Annotated in this window: 13 protein-coding genes; 6 read left to right on the top strand and 7 right to left on the bottom strand. The window is 37.0% G+C overall.

Annotated elements, in window-relative coordinates; all coding sequences use genetic code 11:
* The 4 genes from ACILQF_RS05650 to ACILQF_RS05635 all read left to right on the top strand — a co-directional run.
* A partial coding sequence (locus ACILQF_RS05650; protein ID WP_395626443.1) for a peptidase dimerization domain-containing protein occupies positions 1-665 on the top strand: 665 nt, incomplete at its 5' end.
* On the top strand, positions 665-1255 hold the full coding sequence (locus ACILQF_RS05645; RefSeq protein WP_395626442.1) for a GNAT family N-acetyltransferase: 591 nt from the start codon (positions 665-667) through the stop codon (positions 1253-1255). The genes ACILQF_RS05650 and ACILQF_RS05645, both read left to right, overlap by 1 nt.
* Positions 1255-2589 (top strand): argininosuccinate lyase, encoded by a 1335-nt coding sequence (gene argH / locus ACILQF_RS05640; RefSeq protein WP_395626441.1) that lies wholly within the window; start codon positions 1255-1257, stop codon positions 2587-2589. The genes ACILQF_RS05645 and argH overlap by 1 nt, the downstream gene beginning before the upstream one ends.
* A gap of 37 nt (positions 2590-2626) precedes the next feature.
* Positions 2627-3883, top strand: a complete 1257-nt coding sequence (locus ACILQF_RS05635) for a pyridoxal phosphate-dependent aminotransferase (protein ID WP_395626440.1) — start codon at positions 2627-2629, stop codon at positions 3881-3883.
* 72 nt (positions 3884-3955) lie between these two features.
* Here the strand turns inward: ACILQF_RS05635 and ACILQF_RS05630 are convergent, their stop codons facing one another.
* Positions 3956-5158, bottom strand: a complete 1203-nt coding sequence (locus tag ACILQF_RS05630; protein ID WP_395626439.1) for a DUF6600 domain-containing protein — start codon at positions 5156-5158, stop codon at positions 3956-3958.
* Between the two features lie 179 nt (positions 5159-5337).
* On the opposite strand from ACILQF_RS05630, the gene ACILQF_RS05625 reads away from it, so the two are divergent.
* The gene (locus tag ACILQF_RS05625) at positions 5338-6051 is read left to right on the top strand and encodes an SAM-dependent methyltransferase (protein WP_395626438.1); all 714 of its coding nucleotides are present in this window, start codon (positions 5338-5340) and stop codon (positions 6049-6051) included.
* Positions 6052-6080: 29 nt separating this feature from the next.
* On the opposite strand, the gene ACILQF_RS05620 is transcribed toward ACILQF_RS05625, so the two are convergent.
* The 4 genes from ACILQF_RS05620 to ACILQF_RS05605 form a co-directional block, all read right to left on the bottom strand.
* Positions 6081-6683, bottom strand: a complete 603-nt coding sequence (locus ACILQF_RS05620; protein ID WP_395626437.1) for a tRNA-(ms[2]io[6]A)-hydroxylase — start codon at positions 6681-6683, stop codon at positions 6081-6083.
* A gap of 38 nt (positions 6684-6721) precedes the next feature.
* Positions 6722-7294, bottom strand: a complete 573-nt coding sequence (gene nadD / locus ACILQF_RS05615; protein ID WP_395626436.1) for a nicotinate (nicotinamide) nucleotide adenylyltransferase — start codon at positions 7292-7294, stop codon at positions 6722-6724.
* Between the two features lie 64 nt (positions 7295-7358).
* Entirely contained in the window at positions 7359-7928 is a 570-nt protein-coding gene (gmk, locus tag ACILQF_RS05610; protein ID WP_395626435.1) for a guanylate kinase, read from the bottom strand.
* Positions 7929-8070: 142 nt separating this feature from the next.
* Positions 8071-8946: a YicC/YloC family endoribonuclease gene (locus tag ACILQF_RS05605; protein WP_395626434.1), complete on the bottom strand. Its 876-nt coding sequence runs from the start codon at positions 8944-8946 to the stop codon at positions 8071-8073.
* A gap of 96 nt (positions 8947-9042) precedes the next feature.
* Here ACILQF_RS05605 and ACILQF_RS05600 point away from each other — a divergent pair, with 96 nt between their 5' ends.
* Entirely contained in the window at positions 9043-9816 is a 774-nt protein-coding gene (locus ACILQF_RS05600) for a hypothetical protein (protein ID WP_395626433.1), read from the top strand.
* On the opposite strand, the gene ACILQF_RS05595 is transcribed toward ACILQF_RS05600, so the two are convergent.
* The gene (locus tag ACILQF_RS05595; protein WP_395626432.1) at positions 9813-10550 is read right to left on the bottom strand and encodes a lysophospholipid acyltransferase family protein; all 738 of its coding nucleotides are present in this window, start codon (positions 10548-10550) and stop codon (positions 9813-9815) included. The genes ACILQF_RS05600 and ACILQF_RS05595 overlap by 4 nt on opposite strands.
* A gap of 5 nt (positions 10551-10555) precedes the next feature.
* Complete coding sequence (gene rnc / locus ACILQF_RS05590; RefSeq protein ID WP_395626431.1) at positions 10556-11293, bottom strand: ribonuclease III; 738 nt, start codon at positions 11291-11293, stop codon at positions 10556-10558.
* Positions 11294-11481: the final 188 nt, after the last annotated feature.

Here is an 11481-nt window from a genome sequence, read left to right as displayed (position 1 = left end):
CCGAAGAGGAGATTTCTGGTAAAAATGGTCTTGAACTGATTGTTCCTGAGCTCGGACTCCTAGAATTTGCCATTGTTGGAGAGCCCACATTGATGAATCTTGCTATTGCCGAGCGGGGTTTAATGGTTCTCGATTGTGTTTCTCATGGTAAAGCGGGTCATGCTGCACGTGAAGAGGGTGAAAATGCTATTTATAAGGCAATAAAAGATATAGAGTGGTTTAAAACTTACGAGTTTGCAAAGAAATCAAGTTTATTTGGCCTTATAAAAATGAGCGTTACCGTAATGGAAGCGGGATCACAACATAATGTGGTTCCAGCAATATGCAAATTCACCGTGGATGTGAGGGTAACGGATGCCTACAAAAATGAGGAGGTACTGAAGATCATTCGTCAAAACGTGAATTGTGATGTTTTTCCACGTTCAACCCGTTTAAAATCTTCGTCCATCAGCACAGATCATCCAATAGTTGTGGCAGGACTTGCTTTGGGTAAAAAAACTTATGGTTCACCAACTACCAGTGATCAGGCTTTGCTGGATATTCCATCACTCAAAATTGGACCCGGTGATTCGGCAAGGTCACATATGGCTGATGAGTTTATTTATGTATACGAAATAAAAGAAGGTATCGATCTTTATATTCAACTTATCACTAAAATTGTGTGATGCCGAGAGTTTTAAATATAATTTTGGAGTCTGAAAGAGTCTTATTACGTCCATTAAGCTTGGATGATGAACAATCTTTGCAGCATGTGGCAGATGATGATGCACTTTGGATATATGGTTTAAATGATCTTTCAAAGTCAGGAGAGCTGAATAAATATATTCTAAAGGCTTTAACTGATCGTGACGATGACACTGCTGCTGTTTGGGTAATTATTGATAAAAAGACCAATCTGATAGCTGGTTGTACGCGATTGGCCGAGATATCTTGGAAAGATGAACGTGGACAAATCGGCTGGACTTGGATTGGGCGCGATTTTCAGGGCAGCGGACTAAATAAAGAGATGAAATTCCTAATTTTGAGCTATGGTTTTGAGGTTCTGGGACTCAATCGAATTGAGTTCAAGGCGGATGAACGAAACCATCAATCACGACAAGCGCTCTTAAGTATTGGTGCAACGCGCGAAGGAATTTTACGCCAACACATGAAAATTCACAATGGATATATCAGAAATACTGTATTTTATAGTATTTTGAGGTCTGAATGGGATACTGTTAAAGAACAATATTTTAAAAATTTCAACTCTAAATAATGAGTAAGCTCTGGCAAAAAGATACCATAACTGAACATTCAGTAGAAAAATTTACAGTGGGTAATGATCGTGAGTTGGATAATCAGCTTGCAGCTTTTGATGTTCTTGGATCGCTAGCTCATACGCGTATGCTCGAAAGTATCGGACTTATAGATAGGCTTGATCTTGATCAGGTTCAAGCGGGATTGAAAGTAATTTTTAAAGAAATACAGGAAGGTAAATTCAGTATTGAGGCAGATGTGGAAGATGTCCATTCTCAAGTAGAACTCCTTCTTACACGAAGGTTAGGGGAGGCTGGCAAGAAAATTCATAGTGGCAGATCTCGTAATGATCAAGTTCTGGTAGATTTAAAACTATTCTTTAGAAGTGAGATTAAGTATATTGTAAAGAATACGGAAACACTGTTTAATCAGCTAATTAGCCAGAGTGAAGAGCATAAAAATAAATTACTTCCCGGATATACCCACCTGCAAATTGCTATGCCATCTTCCTTCGGATTATGGTTTGGAGCCTATGCTGAAAGTCTTGCCGACGATATGGAAATGATGTTAGCAGCATGGAAGGTATGTAATAAAAATCCACTCGGGTCGGCAGCAGGATATGGATCGTCCTTCCCCTTGAACCGTAGCATGACTACTGAACTTTTAGGCTTCGATTCCTTGAATTTTAACGTGGTTTATGCGCAAATGGGACGAGGGAAAACGGAACGAATTTTAGCGCAAGCTATGTCCTCAGTTGCGGCCACCCTAGCAAAGTTGGCAATGGATGTTTGTCTGTTTATCAATCAAAATTTTGCATTTATAAGCTTCCCTGACCAATTGACCACCGGTTCAAGCATTATGCCTCACAAGAAGAATCCTGATGTTTTTGAATTAATTCGTGCAAGATGTAATAAAATTCAAGCTTTGCCGAATGAGATAGCTCTCATGACAAGCAATCTTCCTTCTGGCTATCACCGTGATCTTCAATTATTGAAGGAAAACCTTTTTCCTGCTTTCAAATCATTAAATGAATGCTTAGAAATGACGGCCTTCATGCTTCAGTCTATTCGTATAAAAGATGATATTTTGAAAGATGAGAAGTATGCCTACTTATTTAGCGTAGATGCGGTTAATGAGCAAGTATTGACTGGGATTCCTTTCCGTGAAGCCTATAAAAATATTGGTGTAGCAATTGAGAAAGGTGAATTTAAAGCTCCTGCATCAGTTAAATACACGCATGAAGGGAGTATTGGGAATTTATGTAATGAACAAATTCAAACGTCCTTTAATGGAGTTTTATCAGGTTTTACTTTTGAAAAAGTAGATCGTGCAATTGCTAATTTAATTGCCTGATAATTATTAAATAAAAAATTATACTATCCTATCATACATGAATATATCCAAATTAGCAAATACCCTTGAGGGTTCTGAAATAATAAAAATTGCTGGCGAAATCAATGAGCTGAAGCGGAAAGGGGAGCAGATTGCCAACTTAACTATTGGTGATTTTGATTCTTCGATTTATCCTATCCCTGATGAGTTAAAAGCGGGAATTATGGAGGCTTATGCCGATAATCAGACCAATTATCCTCCTGCCGAGGGTGTTGCCGTGTTGAGAGATCAGGTTTCGGCTTTTTTAAAGGAGCGATTCGGTTTAGATTATACTAACAAGCAAATATTAGTAGCAGGTGGTTCAAGGCCACTGATTTATGGTACTTTCATGGCTCTTATTGATCCGGGAGATAAGGTAATTTATCCTACTCCGTCTTGGAATAATAATCATTATTGCCGTTTTACAGGCGCAAAGGAAATTCCAGTAATTACTACTGTTGCAAATAATTTTATGCCAACAGCAGAAGAAATTAAACCGCATCTTAAAGGTGCAACACTTCTTGCGCTATGCTCTCCTTTAAATCCAACAGGAACCATGTTCTCTAAGAAAGATTTGGAAGAGATTTGTGACTTAGTGATAGCAGAGAATAGGAGTCGGGCAGTAGATGAAAAGCCGCTTTATATCATGTATGATCAGATTTATTCGCTTTTAACCTTCGGCAACGAATTTCATTATGATCCAGTAAGTCTCAGACCAGAGTTAAAAAATTATGTTATTTATATCGATGGTATTTCCAAAGGTCTTGCCGCAACCGGTGTTCGCGTGGGTTGGGCTTTTGGTCCGGAGCATGTAATCGATAAAATGAAAACTATTATTGGGCACGTCGGCGCATGGGCACCAAAGCCTGAGCAAGTGGCAACAGCTAAATATCTTACCCAACAAAACGAATTAAATTCATATCTGACAAGCTTTAAGGCTAAAATCCAGAAAAGTTTGGATGCACTTTATCAAGGGATTATCCAAATGAAAGCGGATGGTTTTGCCGTTAATGCAATTAACCCGATGGGTGCTATTTACTTAACAGTTCAAGTTAATTATATCGGTAAAACTACTCCTGAGGGCGATGTTTTGAAAAATAGTGGCGATGTGAATTTTTATTTAATCAAGGAGGCAAAGATGGGTATTGTGCCTTTTTCAGCTTTCGGGACTGATAGTAGCGTGAACTGGTTTAGAGCATCTGTTGGAGCTTGTTCTTTGGAGGATATACAGCAAATGATTCCAAGAATGAGATTAGCACTGAGTAAACTGAAATAAATAAAAAATGGTGCTAATAGAATGCCCCCAAAATTTAGACAATAATGGGGGCATTTTTATGAATTGTTGTGCTTATTGAACCCTGGCTGGTCTGCCTTCATTTCTACTACTTCGTTCAGGAGCCGAAGGAGCATTATTTTTACTAGGCTCAACTCTCTGTGTTCTTTTATTTTGTGAAGGAGCTGGTCTTGATTCTTCACCTGAAGTCCTTTGAACTCGTTCTGTTGTTTGAACTCGCTGAGGGCTTTGAGCTTGTTGAGCTCTAGCGGGCTTTTGTTCGCGTGCTTCTGAGCTATTTCCTTGCTGTCCACCATTATTCCCTTGTCGCTGTTCACTAATGCCTCCTGAGGCAGGATTTTGTACTTCACGAGCATTTTGATTGTCATATGTTTTGTTTGTACGCTGTGAAGATGCTGGAATTTGCTTATTTTCTGATCTTTCAGCAATTTTGCCAGTACTGGCTTCATTACTTTCGTTTATTGAGCTTCTTCCTAACCCATTATCATTTGTTCGTGTAGGTCTCGGATTATTTCCAGGGTTTTCTCCACGATCCGAATTCCGAATCACTACAGGTCTGTTATTACTGCCTGCATATCCTTGAGGGCCAATATTTCTTACTTCATTTATCATTATTGGCCTACGTGTTACGCGTCTAATCTCGTCTATCCTGGGGCCAGTATAATAGCTATTGTTATTAATCACATAGGTATTATTGATGATAACTGTCCTACTATAAATGGAGATATTTCTTCGCCTATCATACCTTGGGAATCTTGAATAGTAAATGGACGGTTGTGGCACGAATACCCAGTAATAATCGGGAATACGTGGACCAATATTAATGTTGATATGGATACCGGGCCCAAGAGGAGCCCATCCATAATATCCGCCACCACTCCGCCAAGTTACCCAAGCTGGTCCCCATTTGGTATCAGGAACCCATAACCAACCTTTGCGGTTACTATGAATCCAGCGGCCATAATGAAATGGTGCCCAGCCCCAATCGTAATCAGAAACCCAGGTATTGCCATATTTTGTCATTTCCCAGTGCCCATCGCTATAATAGGGTCTAAATTCTTCCTGGTCTACGTCCGGACGCCATACATTTCCATATTGTGGGTCATTAATCCAAACCCCATAGGGTGATAACTCCTGATAAAAGGTCTCCAAAGAAACACCATCGTATTGAGCTTGAACACGTGATGGTAGCGCAAGAATTAGAAAAATTGATACAAAGAATAAATAGCTCGGAAAATTTATTTTCGTTCTCATCATTCAAAAGTTTATTTGTTTGTGGATATAGACTAGAGTATAAAACCTAGCCAAAGGTTGTATTGTAATTAATTTATTACTTAATCAATTTAAACCCTCCTATACCTTAAAAAACTCATCTATTTATTTCCCATTTACTCAATATCATCCTGATTTTGACTATTTTGTCCAAAAAACTATACATGCTTTTAGGCACTCTTTATCTTATACCTGTTCCATTGGCAGAAAATGCATCTGCAAAATCCTTTACGCCCTACCTAGTGGATACTATCAATCATATAAATGAGTATATCGTTGAAAATAGTAAAACTGCGCGTAGGTTTTTAAAAGAAGCGGGGTTAAAAACTCCTCAAAGTGAGCTTATTGTACATGATTATGGAAAGCATAATCGTGATGCTAACGTAAACGAATTTTTTAAAGGCCTTCTTTCAGGTAAGGACGTTGGCTTGATGAGTGAAGCAGGCTGCCCCGGTGTGGCAGACCCTGGTGCAGAAATTGTTGCATTAGCACATGCTAAAGGTATTAGGGTGGTCCCTTTAGTCGGACCAAGCTCGATATTATTGGCTTTAATGGCTTCGGGTTTTAACGGACAAAGTTTTACTTTTTATGGTTATTTACCCATTGATAAATTACAAAGAGCCAATAAGGTGAAAGAACTTGAGTCGGTGGCAGAGCGCCATAGTCAAACACAAATTTTTATCGAAACCCCATTCCGTAATGATTCTATGTTGGAAGAAATTTTGAAAAGCTGCAAACCCGAAACAAGGTTATGTATTGCTTGTGATATCACGGCTGAAGAAGAATTTATACAAACCAAATCAATTAAGGAATGGAGGTTAAAAATCCCTCACTTGCATAAAAGGCCCGCCATTTTTTTATTGTTTAAAAAGCAGTAGCGCCATTTTTCGATGTATTTTAATAGGAATTAACCGTGTATCGTTTCCGATTTGCCGTAATTTTGTATCACCTTGGCTTCATAATCTAGAAACTCTTTCCATCGTTTTTCCACATCAAAGCCATCAGCATATTTACGTGCTAGTCCAATAAACATGGTATAATGTCCTGCTTCACTAATCATAAGTTCATGATAAAATTTTGAAAGCTCTTCATCATTGATGTGTTCAGACATCACTTTAAATCGCTCACAGCTTCTTGCTTCGATCATTGCCGAAAATAAAAGTCGGTCGATCATCTGTTCATGCCTACTTCCTCCTTTAATCACAAACTGCATTAACTCGTTCACGTAATTGTCTTTACGTTCTCTTCCAAGTACAAAGCCTCTGGCTAGAATTAAATCGTGAACCCTTTTAAAATGATCCATTTCCTCTTGAACTAGAAGTGCCATTTCTTGTACAAGATCAGATAAGTTCGGATTTTGAACAATCAAGGTTATCGCATTACTTGCTGCTTTTTGTTCACAAAATGCATGATCTGTAAGGATTTCTTCAATATTACTTTCTACCACATTTTTAACCCAAAGTGGGTCTGTAGGAAGTTTAAGCTTTAAAATTGTTTTTTCGTTGCTCACAATTGTAATTTTACCTTTTAATTTAAAAAATTGTTTTTTTATCGGTATAAATTTTTGCTCTCTATAAATTCTAATGCTTTTTCGGGCACAAAAAATTGCACACTTTTTTCTTCTTGTAGGGCTTTTCGAATAAATGTTGCTGATAATTCCATCAATGGAGTTTCTGTGATTGTGATAGATGGGTGATCTTTGAATTCTTTGATTTCAAATCCTGGTCTCGGATAAATATGAATATGGTAATCGCGGAGGATGAGTTCATGGTTTTTCCACTTCTTGATTGAGGCTAGGTTGTCGGCACCCATAATCAGACTAAACTCATGTTCAGGATATTTCTCGTGTAAATGAGTGAGTGTGTCAATAGTATAGGATGGTTGAGGTAATTTCAGCTCAATATCACTTATACGAATGTTTTGGGCATCCTCAGTAGCAAGTTTTGCCATTTCCAGTCGATCGTAAATATTGATGAGATCACTTTTATTTTTTAATGGGTTAAGAGGAGATACAACTAACCAAACTTGCTGAAGATCAGTATAGTTGGCCATGTAATTGGCAATAATTAAATGGCCAATATGGATAGGGTTGAAAGAGCCAAAGAATAATCCTATTTTCATTTAGCTAGATGTGAGATGTGAGACACTAGATATGAGACGTTAGATATGAGATATGCTATATTTACTATTTAGCGAGAAATTCCTTAATTAGTGTTTCTGCTTCATTACATGCTGTATCTAATTCATAGTTTTTTAATATCACATCAAACTGATCAGCAAACTTTAGTTCTTTGTCGGCTTTTTTGATACGTTCTGCTAATTTTTCAGGCAAATCTGTGCCACGCCCAGTAAGCCTTTCAATTAATACATCCAGTGAAGGAGGTTGAACAAATATTGCAAGGGCGCTTTCGCCAAATTTTTTCTTTAAATGGAGTCCGCCAATAACATCAATATCAAAAATAACATGCCTACCCTCCTGCCAAATTCGTTCAATTTCCGACCTTAAAGTACCATAAAATGTGCCTGTATAAACCTCTTCAAATTCAACAAATTCTTTTTGCGCAATTTTGTGAAGAAAACTCTCCTGACTGATGAAATAGTAGTCTTTGGCATTCACTTCATCTCCACGCTGCTCTCTTGTGGTAGCCGATATTGAAAAAGATAATTCAGGAAACTTCTTTAATAAATGCTGTACAATAGTGGTTTTACCTGCGCCAGAAGGAGCTGAAAATATTATGAGTTTACCCTTTTTCATACTTTATTTATACGTAATAATTATACGTTTTTTGTGTCAATGGTTTTAATTTTTAAATTTATTAACTCGAAATGGAAGAATGTAAAGGTCATTAATTAAGGCATTACATACAACGTATTAATGTAACTAACAAAGATTAGCTTTATAGCACATTTAGCAATTGTTCTTTAATTTTTTCAAGCTCTTCTTTCATTCCTACAACAGTCTGTTGCATTTTAGCATCATTTGCTTTGGAACCCATGGTATTAATTTCGCGACCAATTTCTTGGGATATAAATCCGAGTTTTTTACCATTTGCATCTTTATCTTGCAGTGCAACAATAAAATAATCGCAGTGGCTCTTTAAGCGGGTTTTTTCCTCAGTGATGTCTAATTTATCAATAAAATAAATCAGTTCCTGTTCAAAGCGGTTGTGATCTATATTTTCTTTACCTACTGCATCTTCCAAAAATTGGTTTAGTCGATCTTTAATGGATGGAATACGTAAAGGCTCTTGCTCAGAAACCAATCTCATGCCTTCCAAAATATTTTTGATGCGTAGTATTAAATCTTGCTTTAACACATTCCCTTCATCCTGTCGGAAGTTTTGGAAATTAAGTAGCGCCTGCTCAAATGTTTTATAAACTATTTTCCACTCGTCCTCGCTTAGCTCATCCGCCGAATATTGAACTACATCCGGGAAATTCAAGGCCATTTGGAACAGGTTGCTGCCGGTGTCACCCAAAGTATCAGCCGCCTCTTTTAATTGGGAATAATAGTGTTTCAGTAATGCCTGATTGATTGTAGATGTTTTCAAATTTGTTTCAGCATATTCTACATGAATGCCGATGTTAACTTTTCCACGTTCAATCTGACGTGTACACTCATTTCTTAATAAAAACTCTTTATCAGAAAATGCTTTTGGAAGTTTTAAGGAAAGCTCCAAAAATTTACTGTTTAATGATTTGATCTCAACCGTGTATTTTGCATGTGCATAATCACTGCTCGCCAAACCATATCCTGTCATGGATTTAATCATTTTGCAAAGATAAGATTTAATTGGATAGCCTTATTAATATCATCATTTAACATTATTTAGGATATTAACAGCCTATGTTTTACTAATTTTGGCTTAATGAAGAAATTTCTTATCCTTTTTGTGATTTTAGTTCAACTTGTTTTTGGATTTGACAAATCCTTGCATGCGCAGGAATCCTCTGTCCGCGGGTTGATAATGGATAAGTCGGGGATGTCGAAAATCCCAAGTGTATCTATTCTAAATAGAAATACCCAGCAATTTACAGAGAGTGATGCCTATGGATTATTTAAAATTAATGGATCAAAAGGTGATACACTAACTTTTTATAAAGCGGGTTATACTGATTTAATCCTTGTTTTAGCTAATTTTTCTGATTTGGTTTTAAGGATGCAGCCAATTATAAAGCTAGCTGAGGTTAAAGTATTGGGCGAGACTAAAAAACAAGAATTGGATCAAATTAAAAGTCAATATCGAAAAAATGGCTCATATTATGCAGGGAAGCCACCTTTTTTGGCTTTTCTCTTCCAGCCTCTCACAGCAATTTATGAACTTGTGGGCAAAACGCCTGCTCAAGCCCGACGATTTAACGTTTATTATACAAAGGAGCTACAGCAATCTGAGGTGGATCGTAGGTTTAGTACTAATGTGTTGCGTAATATTACGGGCTTAGATAGCCTTGACCTTAAAAATTTTATGGTGATGTATCGCCCTGATTATAGCTCTTTATCTACTTGGGATGAATATGCACTCATCAATTATATTAAAAGATCACTTCAAACATTTAATCAATCGGGCCGGCCCAAGGGTTTGCGAAGTTTGCCACCTTTGCCAAAAGCCAAAGATTTAACGGAGAAGAATTTGAAATATTAATTAGCCTCGATTAAATATTCCATTCGCTTTCTAACCTTGGCTTTTAAATCTTCAAGGTCATCAGCTATTAGTCCCGCAACCTCCACAGGTTCATCAAATACACAAGTAATTATTCCCGGTTTAGCATGAAGCGGATTGGCTCTAGGCAATAAAGTTCTTGCATTTAAAATGACCATTGGTGCGATATCGGTTTGTGTTTCAATAGCTAACCTGAATGCGCCATCGTAAAAATCGGCAAGGTCTGATTCTGTTTTATTCATCGTTCCTTCTGGAAATATTAAAATGGATTGCCCTCTAGCTAAGTCGGTTTTAAGTTCCTCTACACTTCGCGCGCGACTTTCCTTATCTTTTCGGTCGATTAAAACCACTACCCTCTTGTAAATCATGCCAAAAAGTGGTGTTTTGGCCATCTCAATCTTTCCTAAAGGCTTTACGGATCCTGAAATGCTTAATACCACGGCAATAGCATCTAAGTATGAGTTATGATTACTAATGTATATATAGGCTTTCTCTGGATTATGAAGCTCATAACCTCTAGTTCTGATTGGGAAGAAACAAAAAATTGAAAATATTCCTGCCCATAGTTTGAGGAAAAGAAAGATAATATCTTGCGCTTTTTTTTGTTTAAATAAGATGGAGCTGATTAAAATAAATGGTAAAACTACCAGCATTGCCAAAATAAATATCGTTAAACTATAACCCAAAAAGAGTATTGACAGTATTTTTTTAATCATTCTACTTATATTTTATAAATATTTAAAAAGATACATGCTTTTTCAGCAGCAAGTTTTTCTGCATTTTTCTTGTTGTAATCTCTTCCAAGCGCGCAATTTTCGCCATCTACATTTACCTGAATGGTAAAAAGCTTTGCATTTTCGCCCTCCTCGTTCGGAATAATTTCAAAAACTATGTCTTTACCATGCCTTTGGCACCACTCTATGAGTTTACTTTTAAAATTTGTTTCTGTTAGCTCAAGTGTATGAATATCAACATGAGGTTTAATTATGCGGCTGAGAAGGAAGTTTCTGGTAAAATTATAATCCTTGTCCATATAAATGGCACCGATTAACGCTTCAAAGGTGTCTCCCAATAAGGATCCTTGTTTATTATTATGACCTAGAGATTTGTTATCAAACTCAATATGCTCATCAAGGCCAAGTCGTTTGGCGAGCTGATTTAGATTGGCCCGACTCACTATTTTGGAGCGCATTTCTGTTAAAAAACCTTCGTCTTTGTAGGGATACATTTTGAATAATAGTTCGGCAACTACCGACCCTAGAATGGCATCTCCCAAAAATTCTAGACGCTCATTACTGTTTTTAGCACCATTCTTAACTTCAACTGCAGCAGAGCGATGCCTAAATGCCATTCTATAAAGTCGCACATTTCCGGGTACATAACCTAATAGATTATGTAAAGATCGGATGTACTTACGATTTGGCGAAAGATAGAGTTTATAGATTCTTGAAAATGGCATTAATGACCGTTAATCAAATTGATAAGAACTAATATACAGGTTTAAATAGATTAGTTTTAATTATTTAATGGCAAGAATATTTAGTCTTTGTATTTTTTGAAAATTACAGAAGCATTATGCCCCCCAAAGCCAAAAGTATTACTTAAAGCAGCGTTAACGGTACGTTTTTGAGCCTTATTGAATGTAAA

Origin of the sequence: Daejeonella sp. (assembly GCF_044232565.1) — a bacterium.
Lineage (GTDB): Bacteria > Bacteroidota > Bacteroidia > Sphingobacteriales > Sphingobacteriaceae > Daejeonella.
This window is presented reverse-complemented; position numbering and strand designations above follow the sequence as displayed.

What these genes read in the sequence shown, in the direction of transcription:
- ACILQF_RS05630 (WP_395626439.1), bottom strand. Translation starts at nt 5,158, where the DNA reads ATGATGAGAACGAAAATAAATTTTCCGAGCTATTTATTCTTTGTATCA.
- ACILQF_RS05625 (WP_395626438.1), top strand. Translation starts at nt 5,338, where the DNA reads ATGCTTTTAGGCACTCTTTATCTTATACCTGTTCCATTGGCAGAAAAT.
- argH (WP_395626441.1), top strand. Translation starts at nt 1,255, where the DNA reads ATGAGTAAGCTCTGGCAAAAAGATACCATAACTGAACATTCAGTAGAA.
- nadD (WP_395626436.1), bottom strand. Translation starts at nt 7,294, where the DNA reads ATGAAAATAGGATTATTCTTTGGCTCTTTCAACCCTATCCATATTGGC.
- ACILQF_RS05600 (WP_395626433.1), top strand. Translation starts at nt 9,043, where the DNA reads ATGAAGAAATTTCTTATCCTTTTTGTGATTTTAGTTCAACTTGTTTTT.
- gmk (WP_395626435.1), bottom strand. Translation starts at nt 7,928, where the DNA reads ATGAAAAAGGGTAAACTCATAATATTTTCAGCTCCTTCTGGCGCAGGT.
- ACILQF_RS05605 (WP_395626434.1), bottom strand. Translation starts at nt 8,946, where the DNA reads ATGATTAAATCCATGACAGGATATGGTTTGGCGAGCAGTGATTATGCA.
- rnc (WP_395626431.1), bottom strand. Translation starts at nt 11,293, where the DNA reads ATGCCATTTTCAAGAATCTATAAACTCTATCTTTCGCCAAATCGTAAG.
- ACILQF_RS05635 (WP_395626440.1), top strand. Translation starts at nt 2,627, where the DNA reads ATGAATATATCCAAATTAGCAAATACCCTTGAGGGTTCTGAAATAATA.
- ACILQF_RS05595 (WP_395626432.1), bottom strand. Translation starts at nt 10,550, where the DNA reads ATGATTAAAAAAATACTGTCAATACTCTTTTTGGGTTATAGTTTAACG.
- ACILQF_RS05645 (WP_395626442.1), top strand. Translation starts at nt 665, where the DNA reads ATGCCGAGAGTTTTAAATATAATTTTGGAGTCTGAAAGAGTCTTATTA.